Source organism: Pseudomonas sp. UBA5666, assembly GCF_002420785.1.
Taxonomy (GTDB): Bacteria; Pseudomonadota; Gammaproteobacteria; order Pseudomonadales; family Pseudomonadaceae; genus Aquipseudomonas; species Aquipseudomonas fulva.
The window spans coordinates 16,549-33,606 of sequence record NZ_DIIQ01000018.1 but is presented as its reverse complement, the minus strand read 5'-3'; the positions used below and the strand labels follow the sequence as shown (position 1 = coordinate 33,606).

At 63.8% G+C, this 17,058-nt stretch carries 14 protein-coding genes; 6 read left to right on the top strand and 8 right to left on the bottom strand.

From position 1 onward, the window contains the following. Nucleotides 1-19 precede the first annotated feature (19 nt). Both B2Y33_RS10805 and B2Y33_RS10800 read left to right on the top strand, forming a co-directional pair. Nucleotides 20-853, top strand: coding sequence for an isocitrate lyase/PEP mutase family protein (locus B2Y33_RS10805; protein ID WP_028686900.1), 834 nt, complete (start codon nt 20-22; stop codon nt 851-853). Continuing rightward, nucleotides 850-1,539 (top strand): extensin family protein, encoded by a 690-nt coding sequence (locus tag B2Y33_RS10800; RefSeq protein WP_206405450.1) that lies wholly within the window; start codon nt 850-852, stop codon nt 1,537-1,539. Before B2Y33_RS10805 ends, B2Y33_RS10800 begins: the two co-directional genes overlap by 4 nt. 2 nt (nt 1,540-1,541) lie before the next feature. Here the strand turns inward: B2Y33_RS10800 and B2Y33_RS10795 are convergent, their stop codons facing one another. Beyond that, entirely contained in the window at nt 1,542-2,162 is a 621-nt protein-coding gene (locus tag B2Y33_RS10795; RefSeq protein ID WP_027913853.1) for a hypothetical protein, read from the bottom strand. A 104-nt stretch (nt 2,163-2,266) separates the two neighbouring features. Between B2Y33_RS10795 and B2Y33_RS10790 the strand changes: the two genes are divergently transcribed. Next, nucleotides 2,267-3,043, top strand: a complete 777-nt coding sequence (locus tag B2Y33_RS10790; RefSeq protein ID WP_027913854.1) for a class I SAM-dependent methyltransferase — start codon at nt 2,267-2,269, stop codon at nt 3,041-3,043. A gap of 78 nt (nt 3,044-3,121) precedes the next feature. On the opposite strand, the gene B2Y33_RS10785 is transcribed toward B2Y33_RS10790, so the two are convergent. Further along, complete coding sequence (locus tag B2Y33_RS10785) at nt 3,122-3,763, bottom strand: TetR/AcrR family transcriptional regulator C-terminal domain-containing protein (protein ID WP_027913855.1); 642 nt, start codon at nt 3,761-3,763, stop codon at nt 3,122-3,124. A gap of 173 nt (nt 3,764-3,936) precedes the next feature. Here B2Y33_RS10785 and B2Y33_RS10780 point away from each other — a divergent pair, with 173 nt between their 5' ends. Both B2Y33_RS10780 and B2Y33_RS10775 read left to right on the top strand, forming a co-directional pair. After that, entirely contained in the window at nt 3,937-5,034 is a 1,098-nt protein-coding gene (locus B2Y33_RS10780) for an efflux RND transporter periplasmic adaptor subunit (RefSeq protein ID WP_027913856.1), read from the top strand. Between the two features lie 6 nt (nt 5,035-5,040). Then, on the top strand, nt 5,041-8,109 hold the full coding sequence (locus B2Y33_RS10775; protein WP_206405449.1) for an efflux RND transporter permease subunit: 3,069 nt from the start codon (nt 5,041-5,043) through the stop codon (nt 8,107-8,109). Between the two features lie 57 nt (nt 8,110-8,166). On the opposite strand, the gene B2Y33_RS10770 is transcribed toward B2Y33_RS10775, so the two are convergent. Next, entirely contained in the window at nt 8,167-8,853 is a 687-nt protein-coding gene (locus B2Y33_RS10770) for a DUF4197 domain-containing protein (RefSeq protein WP_206405448.1), read from the bottom strand. A gap of 28 nt (nt 8,854-8,881) precedes the next feature. Further along, complete coding sequence (gene plsB / locus B2Y33_RS10765) at nt 8,882-11,368, bottom strand: glycerol-3-phosphate 1-O-acyltransferase PlsB (protein ID WP_028686894.1); 2,487 nt, start codon at nt 11,366-11,368, stop codon at nt 8,882-8,884. Nucleotides 11,369-11,612: 244 nt separating this feature from the next. Between plsB and B2Y33_RS10760 the strand changes: the two genes are divergently transcribed. Beyond that, nucleotides 11,613-11,822: a cold-shock protein gene (locus B2Y33_RS10760; RefSeq protein WP_023534051.1), complete on the top strand. Its 210-nt coding sequence runs from the start codon at nt 11,613-11,615 to the stop codon at nt 11,820-11,822. Nucleotides 11,823-11,882: 60 nt separating this feature from the next. On the opposite strand, the gene B2Y33_RS10755 is transcribed toward B2Y33_RS10760, so the two are convergent. The 4 genes from B2Y33_RS10755 to B2Y33_RS10740 form a co-directional block, all read right to left on the bottom strand. Then, nucleotides 11,883-12,263, bottom strand: a complete 381-nt coding sequence (locus B2Y33_RS10755; protein WP_023534045.1) for a hypothetical protein — start codon at nt 12,261-12,263, stop codon at nt 11,883-11,885. A gap of 17 nt (nt 12,264-12,280) precedes the next feature. Next, the gene (locus B2Y33_RS10750; RefSeq protein ID WP_110607004.1) at nt 12,281-13,093 is read right to left on the bottom strand and encodes a putative RNA methyltransferase; all 813 of its coding nucleotides are present in this window, start codon (nt 13,091-13,093) and stop codon (nt 12,281-12,283) included. Further along, on the bottom strand, nt 13,093-14,244 hold the full coding sequence (gene dapE / locus B2Y33_RS10745; RefSeq protein ID WP_027913861.1) for a succinyl-diaminopimelate desuccinylase: 1,152 nt from the start codon (nt 14,242-14,244) through the stop codon (nt 13,093-13,095). Before dapE ends, B2Y33_RS10750 begins: the two co-directional genes overlap by 1 nt. 181 nt (nt 14,245-14,425) lie before the next feature. After that, nucleotides 14,426-17,023, bottom strand: a complete 2,598-nt coding sequence (locus B2Y33_RS10740) for a glycosyltransferase (protein ID WP_027913862.1) — start codon at nt 17,021-17,023, stop codon at nt 14,426-14,428. Nucleotides 17,024-17,058: the final 35 nt, after the last annotated feature.

The following is a 17,058-nucleotide window of genomic DNA, read 5'->3' as shown; positions in this document are numbered from 1 at the left end:
ATTGCCGGAGTGCTTGATCATGGATGTGCAAACCCTGCGAGCCGAAGCCTTCAAGGCCTTGCATCAACGCGATGGCGCCTTCGTCATGGCCAACCCCTGGGACGCCGGTTCAGCCAAGCTGCTGGCCAGCCTGGGTTTCGAGGCCTTGGCCAGCACCAGCGCCGGGCTTGCCTTCAGCCTGGGGCGCCCGGATGCCGAAGGGGCGCTAAGCCTCGATGACGTGCTGGACAACGCAGGCGAAATCGTCGACGCCACCGCATTGCCAGTGGCTGCGGACCTTGAGAACGGCTTCGGGGATCTGCCCGAGGATTGCGCCCAGGCCATTCTGCGCGCTGCTGAGGCAGGGCTGGTCGGTGGCTCCATCGAGGACGCCAGTGGCCGCGCCGCCTCACCTATCTACGACAAGGGCCTTGCGGTGGAGCGTGTTCGTGCTGCCGTGCAGGCGGCGCGCAGTCTGCCTTTTCCCTTCACCGTGTGCGCGCGCGCGGAAAACCTGCTGCACGGGCGCCAGGACCTGGACGACACCATCGAGCGCCTGCAGGCTTTCGCCGAGGCGGGCGCCGATGTGCTCTACGCCCCTGGGCTGCGTACGGCCGAGGAAGTGCGGGCAGTGGTGCAGGCGCTGGCGCCTCGCCCAGTGAACGTGCTGATGGGCATGGCGGGGGTGCCGTTATGCGTCAACCAGCTTCAGGACCTGGGTGTACGGCGCGTTAGCGTCGGTTCGTCGATGGCGCGTGCGGCCTTTGGCGCCTTACAGCGGGCTGCGCAGGAAATCCGTGAACAGGGTACGTTTGGCTACGCCGAGCAGGCCTTGCCGTTCGATCAGCTCAATGAGCTGTTCCGCCGCGGATGAAAGTCGTTCTGCTGCTTCTGGGCGTGCTGGTGCTGGCCGCCGGCCAGGCGTGGCACCTGGGCTGGCGCCCGCCTGCGCAGTGGAACCCGCTTGCCCCCTTGGACGTCAGCCAGCCGCCCAACTGGCTGACTGGCTTCAAGCTCAAGCGTCTGCGCGACGACCCGGCGCTTTGCCAACAGGCGCTTCAAAGCAGTCAACTGCGCTACCGGGCGCAGGCTGACAGCCCAGCCTCGGCCAAATGCCCACTGAGCAATGTCTGGCGTATCGAAGGTGGGCAGGCCCGCTTCAGCAGCAGTTTCCTGGCCAGCTGCCCGCTGGCGGTCGCCTACGCCCTGTTCGAGCGCCACGGCCTGCAGCCGGTGGCTCAGCGCGTGCTGGGCCAGTCGGTGGTGCAGGTCGATCACCTGGGTAGCTTTGCCTGCCGCAACGTCTACAACCGCAAGGCAGGGCGCTTGAGCCAGCATGCCAGCGCCAACGCCCTGGACATTGCAGGTTTTCGTCTGCGGGACGGCCAACGCATCGTCCTGGCGCGCGACTGGCAGGGGACCGGGGATAAGGCGATGTTCTTGCGTGAGGTACGTCAGGCGGCGTGCGAGCACTTCAGCACGGTGCTGGGGCCGGAGTACAATGCTGCGCACCGCGATCACTTTCATGTAGACATGGGCCGTTGGCAGGTGTGCCGTTAGCCTCAGGCGTAAGCGCGCACGTTGTTCAACACCACTGGGCGCGCCCAGTGCATGTCGAAGGCCAGGTCGTGCTGCTGGCGTGCCAGGGTCGGTTCATCGAACGGTTCAGGGGCCGGGTCCAGCAACGTGCTGTCGAACTCGGCGATCGGCAGGAACAGAGGCCGTGGTGCAGGGCCGGGACCCGGTTCAGCTAAGGGTTGGCCCTGACGGGCGACCACGGGCCGAACCCAACTGTTGTCGATATCAAGCTGACGCTGCTGCTCGATCATTTCCAGCGCACCGAACGGCTCGGGGGCGGGCGGCAGCAGGTTGGCCTCCAGTTCGGCCTTGGGCAGGAACAACGGCTCGGGTGGCGCGACCACGGTGTCTTGCACCGGGCAGGCGCGTTGCGCGTCGATCAAGGCCAGGGCACGGGCGCCGCCGACAGGTTCTCCGCTGGCCTGGTCGTACTGCACGAATGACTGGCTGACGCTGTCGACGGGCGTTTCAGATTGCTCCGCCATTGCCCGGGCGAAGAAATCCTGCCACAGGTGGCTGACGCCCCCCAGTGCCTGGGTGTTGTGCTGACTGTAGTTGTCGACAGGCGACAGGTAGGTCAAGCCGATAGGAAGAATTTCTGACATGGCAGTCGCGCGCGTTGTGCTCTGGCAGAATAGCGGGATATTGCCTGTATCGGCCGCGTTGGCCGGTTCATTAAGGGCCAGGTTGTTTTTTTCAGGTGTGAGCGATGCAAGAGCAAGGCGTGGGGATCAGGGTCGAGGCGATGTCCGAGGAGTATGCGGGCCAGGCGCAGGCATGGGCGCAGCGCTTGGGCTTGCCCTTGCAGGATGACGACGCGCAGTTCGCCGTTCAGCTGGGCCCCGAGGGTTTGCAGGTCCAGCAGTTGGGGCCCCAGGCCCCCGGCCCGGTGCGGGTCGACTTCGTCGAAGGCCAGGCTGCCCACCGGCGCCAGTTCGGCGGTGGCAACGGGCAGATGATCGCCAAGGCCGTGGGCATCGCCCAGGGTGTGAGGCCGGTGGTACTCGACGCTACCGCAGGGCTTGGCAAGGACGCCTTCGTGCTGGCCAGTCTGGGTTGCCACATGACCCTGATCGAGCGCCAGCCGCTTGTGGCTGCGCTACTGGAAGACGGGCTGGTGCGGGCCCGTGCCGATGAGGACGTCGGGCCAATCGTCGCGCGCATGCGCCTGCTGACGGGCAACGCCATCGAGTGCATGCGCAACTGGGAAGGCGAGCCGCCGCAGGTGATCTACCTGGACCCGATGTTTCCCCACCGGGACAAGAGCGCACTGGTGAAAAAGGAAATGCGCGTGTTCCGCCCGTTGGTCGGCGACGACCTGGACGCCCCGGCGCTGCTCGAAGCGGCGCTGGCGTTGGCGACCCACCGCGTGGTGGTCAAGCGACCGCGCAAGGCGCCGATCATCGACGGACCCAAACCCAGCCACGGCCTTGAGGGCAAGTCGAGCCGCTATGACATCTACCCCAAGAAGGCCTTGAAAGGCTGAGCACCGCATGAGAGTGGCCGGGCCCTGCGCCGCAGGCAACCCTGGACGATCAACGTGGGTTGTCGAGTCTGGCCCGACTCAGGGCCTGAATGCGCGCAGAAACACCTCGACCACCTCGCACACATGCGCCTCGGCCGCTTCGCCGCACAGCGGCTCGGCGCAGCCCAGCATCAGGCGGTAATCCGGCGCGCCTTTTACCAGGCAGAAGAAATGCTCCGCTGCCCTGAGCGGGTCATCGATCCGCAACAGCCCGCGCTCGTCGGCCCCGCGCAGCAAGGCCTCCATTCCCGCCAGCACCCGCTTGGGCCCGGCCTCGTAGAAATACTCGCCAAAGCCTGGATCGCTATTGCCCTGGGCCATGATCAGGCGACTGAGTTTGACGGCTTCGTCACTGCTGATCAGGGCCTGGAAACTGCGGGCGATGGTCAAGAGCACTTCTTCTATCGGCGCGTGCTCGGGGTATTCGAACAGTTGATCGGGCAACTGCAACTGACACGTGGCCATGACCGCCGAGCAGAACAGTGTCTGTTTGTCGGTGAAGTGGCTGTACACCGTCAGCTTCGATACACCCGCTGCCGCCGCGACCGCATCCATGCTGGTACTTGCGTAACCCAGGCTCAGAAACAGCGACTTGGCCGCTTCGAGAATGGCCTGGCGCTTGGCAAGGTCCTTTGGGCGGCCTGGGCCGCTGGAGACGTCGTTGGACATTGGGATCTGCATCTGCCTTGAAGGTTGCCTATCTTATACGGCTTGGGCGTGGCTCGCTGTTCTTGACCGCAATAGCGCGCAAACGCTCCAAAAAAACCTCGGGACGCTCTTCCCGTGCCTTGATGGCTGACTTACTATACCGGCCAGTTCAAATATTCGATCAGCATTTTGCGAAGGGATTCCCGATGTTGCCCCGTGCCCTCAGCCTTGCCCTGCCCATGGTCCTCTTGATGCTTACGGCGTGCAATCAGGAACCTGCATTACCTGCGGTGGTTCGCCCTGCTTTGGTGGTTCAGCCGCGGCCAGCCGAGGCGATGGCCGATAACTACCCAGGCGAGGTGAGGGCGCGACTGGAGCCGGAACTGGCTTTTCGCATTGGTGGCAAGGTCAGCAAGCGGCTTGTCGAAGAAGGGCAACGGGTCAAGCTCAACCAGCCGCTGGCTGAACTGGACCCGCAGGATGTGCGCCTGCAGTTGGAGGCTAACCGCGCGCAGGTAGCCGGTGCCGAGGCCAACCTGGCGCTGGTGCGCACCGAGCGTGACCGTTACCAGAAGTTGCTCGACAAGCAGATGATCAGCCACTCGCAGTACGACAACGCCGAAAACCTCTATCGCGCTGGGGTCGCCCGGCTCAAGCAGGCCAAGGCCGAGTTCGACGTGGCGGGTAACCAGGCCGACTACGCTGTGTTGCGCGCGCCTCAGGCAGGGGTGATAGCCAGGCGCCTGGTCGAAGTCGGTCAAGTCGTCGCTGCGGGTCAGACGGTATTGACCTTGGCAGCTGACGGCGAGCGCGAAGTGGCCATCGCCGTCCCCGAGCAGCAATACGCCCGCTTCGCCGTGGGCCAACCGGTCACCGTGGAGCTGTGGTCGCACCCGGGGCGGCGCTTCGAGGGGCGGATCCGCGAGCTGTCGCCGGCCGCCGATCCGCGCTCCAGAACCTACGCGGCTCGGGTTGCCTTTACCTCCAACGAGGTGCCGGCAACGCTGGGGCAGAGCGCCAGGGTATTGGTCGCCCACCCAGGGCAGGTGCCGTTGTCGGTTCCCCTGTCGGCCGTCACGGCTGAAGCCGGCCAGGCGTACGTCTGGCGGGTCACTGGCGAGCACCGTGTGCAGCGGGTCACGGTGCAGCTTGGCGCCTATGGGACTGACAGCGTGCCTGTGCTCGCGGGGCTTGCGGCTGACGACTGGGTGGTGGCAGCCGGCGGTCATGTGCTGCGCGAAGGCCAGCAGGTGCGACCCGTGGACCGCGCCAACCGTACAGTCGACCTGACGGGCAAGGAGTAACTCGGGATGGGTTTCAACCTCTCTGCCTGGGCGCTGCGCAACCGCCAGATCGTACTCTTTTTGATGATACTGCTCGCGGGCGTTGGCGCGCTGTCCTACACCAAGCTGGGTCAGAGCGAAGACCCGCCCTTCACCTTCAAGGCCATGGTCATCCGCACCCTGTGGCCCGGCGCCACCGCTGAGGAGGTGGCGCGCCAGGTCACGGAGCGCATCGAGAAAAAGCTCATGGAAACCGGCGAGTACGAAAAGATCGTCTCGTTCTCGCGCCCCGGTGAATCGCAGGTGACCTTCATGGCCCGCGACTCTCTGCACTCGGCCGATATCCCCACATTGTGGTACCAGATACGCAAGAAGGTCGCCGACATCCGCCACACGCTGCCACCCGAGGTGCAGGGCCCGTTCTTCAACGATGAGTTCGGCACCACGTTCGGCAACATCTATGCGCTGACTGGGCCGGGTTTCGACTACGCGGTCCTTAAGGACTATGCGGACCGTATTCAGATCCAGCTGCAGCGGGTCAAGGATGTGGGCAAGGTCGAGCTGATCGGTTTGCAGGACGAGAAGATCTGGATCGAACTGTCCAACGTCAAGCTGGCCACCCTCGGCATCCCTTTGCAGGCGGTGCAGCAGGCGTTGCAGGAGCAGAATGCGGTGAGCACGGCCGGGTTCTTCGAAACGCCCAGCGAACGTGTGCAACTGCGGGTCAGTGGGCGATTCGACAGTGTCGAGCAGATTCGCCAGTTGCCACTGCGCGTGGGCGAGCGCACGTTTCGCCTGGGCGATGTGGCGCGCGTGTACCGGGGCTACAACGATCCGCCTGCGCCGCGGATGCGCTTCATGGGCGAAGACGCCATCGGCCTGGCGGTGTCGATGAAGGATGGGGGTGACATCCTGACCTTGGGCAAGGCCCTGGAAGCGGAATTCGAGCGTCTGGCCCGCGGCTTGCCGGCCGGCTTGTCGCTGCGCAAGGTGTCCGACCAGCCCGCTGCGGTGAAGGCAGGGGTTGGCGAGTTCGTCCAGGTGCTGTGCGAGGCGCTGGTGATCGTGTTGTTGGTCAGTTTCTTTTCGCTGGGCGTGCGCACGGGGTTGGTGGTGGCGCTGGCCATCCCCCTGGTGCTGGCCATGACCTTCGCCGCCATGTACTACTTTGGCATCGGCCTGCACAAGATCTCACTGGGTGCGCTGGTGCTCGCCCTGGGGTTGCTGGTCGATGACGCCATCATTGCCGTGGAGATGATGGCGATCAAGATGGAGCAGGGCTTCGACCGCCTGAAAGCGGCAAGCTATGCGTGGACTAGCACGGCATTCCCCATGCTGACCGGCACCCTGATCACCGCAGCCGGGTTCCTGCCCATTGCCACGGCTGCCTCCAGCACCGGCGAGTACACACGGTCGATCTTCCAGGTGGTGACCATTGCGTTGCTCACCTCCTGGGTGGCCGCCGTGCTCTTCGTGCCCTACCTGGGCGAGCGGTTGCTGCCGGATCTGGCCAAGCGACACGCCGCTCGCCACGGTAACGGCGGCGCTGCACCGGACCCGTATGCCACGCCCTTCTACCAGCGTGTGCGCCGTGTGGTGGCATGGTGCGTGCGGCGCCGCAAGACCGTTATCGTGCTGACCATCGCCGCGTTCGTGGGCAGCGTGTTCCTGTTTCGCTTCGTACCGCAGCAGTTCTTCCCGGCCTCCGGGCGTCCTGAGCTGATGGTCGACCTGAAGCTTGCCGAAGGCGCATCGCTGGTCAACACGGGCGAGAAAGTCCGGCAGCTTGAGCAGTTGCTCAAGCAGCAACAGGGCATCGTCAACTATGTCGCCTATGTCGGTTCAGGGTCGCCGCGCTTTTATTTGCCTTTGGATCAGCAACTGCCCGCTGCCAGCTTCGCCCAATTCGTGGTATTGGCCGACTCCATGCAAGCACGCGAAGACTTGCGCAGTTGGCTGATCAGCACGGTCGAGCAGCAGTTCCCTGATCTGCGCGCGCGCGTCACCCGGTTGGAAAACGGCCCACCGGTGGGCTACCCCGTGCAGTTCCGAGTGACAGGCGAGCACATCGAACAAGCACGCGCCCTGGCCCGGGAAGTGGCAGAAAAGGTGCGGGAGAACCCCCAGGTGGTCAATGTGCACCTGGACTGGGAAGAGCCCAGCAAAGCCGTGTTCGTGGAAATCGACCAGGACCGCGCCCGCGCCTTGGGCGTCAGCACCCGCCAGTTGTCCAGTTTCCTGCAAAGCTCGCTCACAGGCACCGCGGTCAGCCAGTACCGCGAAGACGATGAGCTGATCGAAATCCTGCTGCGAGGCACCTCACAGGAACGCAACGACCTGAGCCAGCTCGCCAGCTTGTCGCTGCCCACGGACAACGGGCGTAGCGTGGCCCTGTCACAGGTGGCCACGCTGACCTACGGCTTCGAGGAAGGCATCATCTGGCACCGCGACCGTCTGCCGACGGTGACCGTGCGGGCCGATATCTACGACAAGGTACAGCCGGCCACTGTGGTCAAGCAGGTACAGCCTACCTTGCAAGGCATCCGGGCCAAGTTGCCCGATGGCTATCTGCTAGAGGTGGGTGGCACGGTGGAAGATGCCGAACGTGGGCAGAAATCGGTGAATGCCGGCATGCCGTTGTTCATCGTGGTCGTGTTGAGCCTGCTGATGATTCAGCTGCGCAGTTTTTCTCGCACGGTCATGGTCTTTCTGACGGCGCCGCTGGGCTTGATTGGCGTGACCCTGTTCCTGCTGGTGTTCAACCAGCCGTTCGGGTTCGTCGCCATGCTGGGGACCATTGCCCTGGCGGGCATGATCATGCGCAACTCGGTCATTCTGGTGGACCAGATCGAGCAGGATATCGCATCCGGGCTGGGGCGCTGGCAGGCCATCGTCGAAGCCACGGTGCGCCGTTTCCGGCCTATCGTGCTGACGGCCTTGGCGGCCGTGCTAGCCATGATCCCGTTGTCGCGCAGCGTGTTCTACGGGCCAATGGCCGTGGCGATCATGGGCGGGCTGATCGTCGCCACCGCCTTGACCCTGCTGTTTCTGCCGGCGTTGTACGCCGCCTGGTTCAAGGTCAGGGAACGCGACTAGCGGCCTTTTTGCTGCGGTGTAAAAAGGGCCCGCGGCGGGGCCCCTTTCAGGTAGCGATCAGAGTGCGCCAAATACCTTCTTGGCCAGGCTCGTGGCGGCCTGGGCAGGGTTCTGCCGAATGCTCTGCTCCTGCTTGGCGATCATCTCGAACAAACCGTCCATTGCCTTTTCCGTCACGTAGTTCTCGATGTTGGCGTCATTCTTGATCAGCCCCAGGCCTTTGGCCTGTGCGGCGAAGGCGTTGTACTGCTGGGCCACGCCGACCTGGTCGGTCGCTTGCTTGACGATTGGCAGGAACTTGGCACGGATCTGCTCGCGGCTGCTTTTGTTCAGGTACTGGGTGGCCGAATCCTGACCGCCGCTTAGAATGCCCTTGGCATCGGTCACGGTCATGTTTCTCACGGCGTTGACGAGAATCGCCTGGGCCTGCGGCACGGCCGCCTCAGCGGCCTTGTTCATGCCGGATTCGAGCGCGTCCACCTGGTCGCCTTTGCCGAACATTTTCATGGCCTTGGCCGCCTTGCCCAGGTTGCCGGGCAGCTCGATACGCACGTCCGGGTTGTTGCTGAAGCCGCCCGGCGTGCTCAGCTGCTTGACGGCCAGTTGCGCGCCTTGGGTCAGTGCGTCTTTCAGGCCACCGGTGGCGTCCTTCTGGCTGAGGTCGCCAAGCGACAGGGCAAAGGCGCTGGCCGACAGCAGCAGGCCGGCGCACAGGGTGGTCAGACGCAGGGAGGAGCGGGTCATGGCAGTGTCCTTGTATTCAGAAAAAGGTTCATAGGGTCGCCGTTGCCAGGCCATCATCCCCGTGCAGGGCAACCTGGCGGATCGACAAGCGCAACTCGGCCGACAGCACGCGCTTGGCCACGCCTTCGGCCAACCCGCCTAGCTTGTTGCTGTAGCTCAGTTTGCCGTGTGCATTCTCGCGCAGCACACCTTGGTCGATCAGCGTCTGGATGAAGTGGCGGAACAGGCTTTTGTCGAAAAATTCCGGTGCGTTCAGGCCATGCAAGATCGAAAGGCGCTGGGCCATCATCACGCACAGTGCTTCGAGCGCTTCGGCGCTCAGGGTACCTTGGCCGCTGTTGAGCAGCAGCGAAGTCGCCATGTAGAAGCGCTGCAGGGTCTGGGTGATGCTGCGCGCCAGCAGGGTCAGCAGCACGAACTGACGAGAACTGGGCGCTGCACGGACAAAGATGTCGTGGTCCTGGCGAAGCAGGCCTTGCTCGACCAGCGCGCCAAGCCACTGGTCGATCACCTCGTCCAACTGCTCAGGTTCCCAGCGCAGGAACAGCTCCGCCTGCAGGTAGGGGTACAAGGCATGGACATATTGGCCAAGCAAGGCGCGGCTCATGCGCGAGCTACTCAGAAAGAAGCTTGCCAGCAGGGCAGGCAGGGCAAAGATGTGCAGGACATTGTTGCGGTAATAGGTCATCAGTACCGCGTTGTTTTCATCCAGGTACAGAATGCGCCCAAGCGCGTCCTTCTGCTCTGCCACCAGGTCCATCCCGCGCACATGCTCGATCAGGGCCTGACCGTCGCCTTCCGGCACTGTGGTATGTGAGGAGTAGGGCACCTGGCGCATTAACGCCAGGTACAGGTCGAGCACGCGCACCAGCGCACGTTCGTCCAGGGCCAGCTTGCTGGTGGAAAGCAGGGCCAGCGCCACCAGGTTGACCGGGTTGATGGCCGCTGCGCCGTTCAGGTGCCTGGCGACGGTATCGCCCAGGCGCGTCGTGGTTTCGCTGAGCCAAGCCGGGCGGTACTGTGGCCCGTGGTCCTGGTCTCGCCAGCCGGGTTGCTGCTGGTCGAGAAAGCTGGCCAGGCGGATGGGTTCGCCGAAGTTGACGTAGACCTGGCCAAAGCGTTGCTTGAGCGCACCTAGCACTTTGAAAATGTCGAAAATGGATTCTTTCTTCTTGCTCGCCCCGCGCAACTCCCCGAGGTAGGTACGGCCTTCGAGTACGCGCTCATACCCAATGTAGACAGGCACGAACACGATCGGCGTGCGTGAGGAGCGCAGGAAGCTGCGCAGGGTGATGGCCAGCATTCCCGTGCGCGGCTGGAGCATGCGGCCGGTACGCGAGCGGCCGCCCTCGACGAAGTACTCCACCGGGAACCCTTTGGTGTACAGCGTATGCAGGTATTCGTTGAACACGGCGGTGTAGAGCGGGTTGCCCTTGAACGACCGGCGCATGAAGAACGCGCCACCACGGCGCAACAGGTTGCCCACCACGGGCATGTTCAGGTTGATGCCGGCCGCCACATGCGGTGGTGTCAGGCCGTTCTTGAACAGCAGGTACGACAGCAGCAGGTAGTCGATATGGCTACGGTGGCAAGGGACGTAGATCACCTCGTGGCCCGGGGCGATGCCCTGGACCTGCTCGATGTGGTTGACCTTGATGCCGTCATAGATCTTGTGCCAGAACCAGCTGAGTACCACTTCGAGAAAGCGAATGGCCGTGTAGGTGTAGTCCGAGGCGATTTCGTTACCGTAGTGGCGGGCCTGTGCCTCGGCCTTGGCTTGGGGCACGTGCTCGCGCTCAGCGTGCTCGGCGATGGCCTGGCGCACCAACGGCGCATGGATCAAGCCTTTGACCAGGTTGCGTCGGTGGGAGATGTCCGGCCCGATGACCGCTGTCTTGAGGTTGCGCAGGTGCACGCGCATCAGGCGCTGGGCCATGCGCACGGTGCGGGCGTGGCCCTTGTTGTGCTGCACGAGTTCGCGCAGGTGAATCGGGGTGGAGAACTGCACCCGGGTCTTGCGTCCCAGGATCAGCACGGTCAGCAAGCGGCGCAAGCGGCCGGTCACCGCCCAGCTGTCGGCAAACAGCAGCTTCCACGGGCTTGACTCGCTGTCGGGCGATTGCCCCCAGAACACACTGACCGGAATGATCTGCGCATCTTCCTCGGCGTGCTGGCCGAGCACTTCGACCAGACGCTCCAGGGTAGGCGGGGCGCCACTTTTGTCATGGCGCCCCAGCCAGTCCGGGTCGGGGGTGAGGTAGAAGAACGCAGCCGCCTCGTGCAGGGGGCCGACGACCACTGGCAGTACCGGGCGTGGCAGCCCTGCCTTGGTGCATTCGTGGTCGAGCACCGCCAGGTCCGTCAGCGCAGGCGAAGGCAAGGCGTAGAACACAGGGCGACTGCGGTCGAGCTTGAGGGTCAGGGCTGACTGATTGATGGTTTCGGAGCGCACCCACAGGTACAAGAACCGGCGCAGAACGCCGAATACCAAGCGGTGCAGGGGAGAACGGGTCATGAAAAGAGCCCTGGTTGAGGGTGAAGAGTGCCGAGCGCAGCGATCACTGCGCGGTTAGCCCAGATAGGCCAGTCGTTCGCATTGCGCCTAGCTTGACGTGCACGTGGCCTGTCTTCAATTTTTTTATGCGCCAGCACCGATCAGGCCTGCCGCTTGCAGGAGATTTACGCACGCGGCGCTGATTCGGGGCGATTGTCTCGTGTCTGCAAGGCGATTTTCACAATAAAAATCCGGAGTAGTGCAGATGTCGTCTCGTGAGACTGGGAACGTGAAGTGGTTCAACGATGCCAAGGGCTATGGCTTCATTCAACGGGAAGGGGGCGCAGATGTCTTCGTTCACTACCGGGCCATCCGGGGTGAGGGGCATCGTAGCCTGGTCGAGGGCCAGCAGGTCGAGTATGCCTGCGTGCAGGGCCAGAAAGGCCTGCAGGCCGAGGATGTCGTGGGTCTCTGAGCGACCAGGCTCAAGCCTGAAGCTGCAAGCCGGCTGTGCTTGCAGCTTCAGGGACGCCCATCAGGGCGACGTGCGCCAGGTGATTTCCTCTTCGCCGTCGGCACTGATACGCACCCAGCGGTCAGCATCTTCCTCGCCGTCTTCCTCTACCCAGCCGCCGGGTGCACAGCGTACTTCCACACCCAGAGCCGCGTGGGCATCACGACCACAGGCGATATCATCGGCCCAGGGCGTCTGGTCGCTTTCCAGGTACAGGCTGTTCCATTTCCCTACAGCCTTGGGTAACCAAGTGACCGGAATGTTACCGGCCTGGCACTTGTAGGTCTGGCCTTTCTGCTTCCATTCGGTGCACGGGCCGATGGCCTGGGTCAGCCAGGCTGCAATCTGCTTGTGGTCGACTTCGGCGTCTTTGAGATAAATCTCGATATCAGGTTGGCGCATAACACCTCCGGGTGTGCTCATGCTTGGCGCACGAAATAGTCAAAACGCATGGAGACGGTGACCTCGAACGGTTCCGGCTGCTCGATCACTCGCGCCCGACGCTCTGCACTGGCGCGCCAGCCATGCGGGGTCATGGCGAGCAGGGCAGCGCGGGCTTGGGGTTCGGCCAGGCTCAGGCGAAATTCCAGGACCTCGCCATGGGCGTGATACATGCCCTGGGGCACCAGGGCCAGGTGCTTGTCGTCAGCATAGGGGCGCACGTGGTCGTAGAGCACTTCGCGCAGCTCCATCAGGTGGCCGCTGGTAGGGCCTACGCGCATCAGGCCACCGCCTGGGCTCAGCACACGGCTGGCTTCGGCCCAATCGAGCGGGCTGAAGACGCTGGCGATGAACTGGCAGCTGGCATCGGCCAGCGGCACGCGCGCCATGCTGGCTACCATCCAGGTGACGTCCGGTGCGCGGCGGCAGGCACGCTTGACGGCCTCGCGGGAGATATCCAGGGCGTAGCCTTGGGCATCAGGCAGTGCCTGGGCCAATTGCGCGGTGTAGTAGCCTTCGCCGCAACCGATGTCCAGCCAAGTACCTGGCTGGCGCTCGACCGCCAATTGCGCCAGCCGTCCGGCCACCGGTGCATAATGGCCAGCGTCCAGAAAATGACGGCGTGCCTCGACCATGGCCTGGTTGTCACCTGGGTCGCGACTGTTCTTGTGCTGCACCGGCAGCAGGTTCAGGTAGCCCTGGCGCGCGCGATCGAAGCGGTGGCCCGCTGGGCACACCACACCGTTGTCCAGCGGGCTCAGGGCAGCCTGGCAGAGTGGGCAGGTCAGCATCAGGCGAGCAACCGTACCAGGGTCTGGTAGTAGATTTCGGTCAGCAGGTCCAGGTCGCTGGCCAGGATGCGCTCGTCGACCTGGTGAATGGTGGCGTTGACCGGGCCGAGTTCGACCACTTGGGTGCCCATGGTGGCAATGAAGCGGCCATCGGAGGTGCCGCCGCTGGTCGAGGGTTGGGTGTCGCGGCCGGTGACGCCCTTGATGCTGGCCGAAACCGCATCGAGCAGCTCGCCCGGCTCGGTCAGGAACGGCAGGCCGGACAACGCCCACTCCACCGACCAATCCAGTTCATGCTTGTCCAGGATCGCCGAGACCCGAGCCTTCAGGCCCTCCACGGTGGACTCGGTGGAGAAGCGGAAGTTGAACAGCGCCGTCAGTTCGCCGGGCACCACGTTGGTTGCACCGGTCCCGGCGTTGAGATTGGAAATCTGGAAGCTGGTCGGGGGGAAGAAGGCGTTCCCCTGGTCCCAATGCTCGGCTGCCAGTTCGGCCAGCGCTGGCGCGGCCAGGTGGATCGGGTTGCGCGCCAGGTGCGGGTAGGCGACGTGGCCTTGCTTGCCGCGTACGGTCAGCGTGGCGCCGAGCGAGCCGCGACGGCCATTCTTGACCACATCGCCCAGCACGTTGGTGCTGGAGGGCTCGCCGACGATGCACCAGTCCAGGCGCTGGTTGCGCGCCTTGAGGCGCTCGACCACGGCCTTGGTGCCGTGATGGGCCGGGCCTTCCTCGTCACTGGTGATCAGGAAGGCAACCTGGCCCCGGTGGCCTGGGTAGTCACGCACGAAGCGTTCGCTGGCCACCACCATGCACGCCAGGCTGCCCTTCATGTCGGCCGCGCCACGGCCGCAGAGCATGCCGTCGGCATCGATCAGCGCCTGGAACGGCTCGTGTTGCCACTGCTGGACCGGGCCGGTAGGCACGACATCGGTATGGCCAGCAAAGCACAGCACCGGGCCTGCCTGGGTGCCATGGGTGGCCCAGAAATTGTCGACGTCCTCGATGCGCATCGGTTCAAGCTCGAAGCCCACGGCGCCCAGGCGCTGCATCATCTGCGCCTGGCAATCGGCGTCGATGGGGGTGACCGAGGGACGACGTATCAGGTCGCAGGCCAGTTGAAGGGTAGGCGAGAGCTCGGCAGGGGCCGTCATGGGGAACTCCGGGGCAAGGCAAGGCGGGAAAGCTGAGGGGCGTTATCTTATATCAAATGATGTCGGGCTTCACGGCCCAATCGCCGACAAGCCGGCCCCTGCACGCATTCGCACAACACGCAGTCCTTTTGCAGGCGACTTGCCGGTGATGGCCGGCAAGTCGGCCTGCAAGGCCTCACGCCTAGGGCGTCTCGACAGCCTTTTCCGTAGCCTTTGCTTCAGGCTTGGGCAGTGATGACAGAAACGCCATCACCAGCGCGGCCAGGTAGGGCAGCGACTGCACCAGGAGCATGGCGACCCAGAAGCGCATGTCCGAGCTCGGCAAGCCCTGCACCAGGTAAATTCCGGCTGCAGCGCCCCACAACAGCAGCATGATGAACAGTTCTTCCCGCGCTTCGGAAATCGCCACCAGCAAGCCATGGCTGTCGGCATTTTTCGGCGTGCGGAAGAACGGCATGCTGCTGGTGAAGAACCCGTACAGCACGGCCTTGGCGATGGTGTGCGACAACGCCAACCCGGCCAGCGCAGCGGCCAGTGCATCCTTGAGGTTGACCCCAACGGCGCGGCGATACAGGAACACGATCTTGCCGACCTTGAAGAAGAACAGCGCCAGCGGCGGGATGGCGAAGATCATCAGCGGCGGGTCCACCCGGTGCGGCACGATGATCATGGCGGCAGACCACAACAAGGCCCCCACCGTGAAGAAGATGTTCATGCCGTCGGCAATCCACGGCAGCCAGCCGGCCAGGAAGTGGTAACGCTGGCCGCGGGTCAATTCACTGCCTTTGCCGCGCAGCAGGGCAGCGGCGTGGTGCTTGATGATCTGGATGGCGCCATAGGCCCAGCGGAAGCGCTGTTTCTTGAAGTCGATGAAGGTGTCAGGCATCAAGCCCTTGCCATAGCTGTTGTGGGCGTAGGCCGCCGACAGGCCCTTCTCGAACACCCGCAGGCCAAGTTCGGCGTCTTCGCAGATGCACCACTCGGCCCAGCCCAGTTCGTCCAGCACGCTGCGCCGGGTCATGGTCATGGTGCCGTGCTGGATGATCGCATCGCGGTCGTTGCGGGTGACCATGCCAATGTGGAAGAAGCCCTTGTACTCGCTGTAGCACAGCTTCTTGAAGGCGCTCTCGTGCTGGTCGCGGTAGTCTTGCGGCGACTGCACCACGGCGATCTTCGGATCGGCGAAATGCGGCACCATGTGCTTGAGCCAGTTGCGGTCGACGCAGTAGTCCGAGTCGATCACCGCGATCACTTCGGCATCCTTGGCCGTGTGCGGGAGCAGGTAGTTGAGCGCGCCGCCCTTGAAACCGGCCAGGGGTGCGACGTGGAAGAACCGGAAGCGCTCGCCGAGCTTTTCACAGTGGGCCTTGAGCGGCTCCCACACGGCCGGGTCCTTGGTGTTGTTGTCGATGACCAGCACTTCGTAGTCCGGATAATCCAGCGCGGCCAGGGCATCGAGGGTCTGTTTGACCATTTCCGGCGGTTCGTTGTAGCACGGCACATGCACCGACACTTTCGGTCGGTAGGCACTGTCGCCGTGCACCGGCAGGAATTCGCGCCGCCGCTTGTGCGTCCATACCGCCTCGGCCAGCTCATGGGCTTCGGTCAGCAGCACGATGAACACCCCCAGTGCGCCAAGGGCCAGGAGCACGCCTACCGTAAGGCTGAACCAGGTGCTGTACTGCTGGCTGTAGTCGTAGGCGATCCACACCAGCACCGATCCGCACAGGAACGTGATGAACGTCAGGAAGGTGCGCCCACGCTGGCGCAGGGCCGAGCCATCGATGAACAGCACCATCAGTGCAATCATCGCCAGCACCACCGAGGCCACTGCCAAGGCTCGCCATTGGGGAATGGCGACCACGGGGCCTTCGAAGTTGAATTTCTGCTGGCGTTCGGCGTTGAATACGCCCCAATAGGCCCCGACCGAGCCTTCATCGCTGGCTTTCCAGGGTTGGTCGTAGGCTTCGATCACAAAATAGTTGAAGCCGCGTCGGTTGAGCGTGTTGACCAGGGTGCGCAGGTAGATGGCCTGGTCGGCCTGGGTGGCATCGGCACCACCGCGCATCCGGCCATTGCTCGGCCAGCCCACTTCCGAAAGCAGCAGCGGCTTGCGGGGAAACTGGTGTTTCAGCTCCCGCGCACGGTCGAGGACGAACTCGACCGAGTCCTTCATGGGCACGAATTCCCAGTAGGGCAGGATGTGGGCGGCGATCAGGTCCACATGCTTGGCCAGTTGCGGGTTCTGTTTCCAGATGTGCCACTGCTCGCTGGTGGTCACCGGCACTTTCACGGCCGCGCGTACACGGTCCAGGTACTGGATGAGGTTTTCCGGCGTCACTTCCTCGCGGAACAAGGCTTCGTTGCCGACCACCACCCGTACCACGCTGCGCGAGGTGTTGGCCAGTTCGATGGCCGTGGCGATCTCGCGCTCGTTACGCTCAAGGTCCGGGCTGATCCAGATCCCCACCGTTACCCGCAGCCCGAATTCCTCGGCCAGCTTCGGGATGTGCGCCTGGGTGCCTTCGACGGTGTAGATACGGATGCTGTCGGTGAGCTTGCTCATCTGCTCCAGGTCCTGACGCATCTCGTTGTCGTCCGGGTACTGACCCTTCTGCGGGCTTTCACCCAGGCGAAACGGCGAGTAGGAAAAGCCGGAGATTTGTTCGGGCCAGGCCGGTGCCGATACCGGGCGATTGATCAGCGCCCAGAAACCGGTGAACAGCGCCGCGATGGCCAGGACCACTACCAGGTTCAGGCCGAATTTACGTGAAGACATTGTCGTCCATAAGTGTCGAAGTGTTACGACATTAA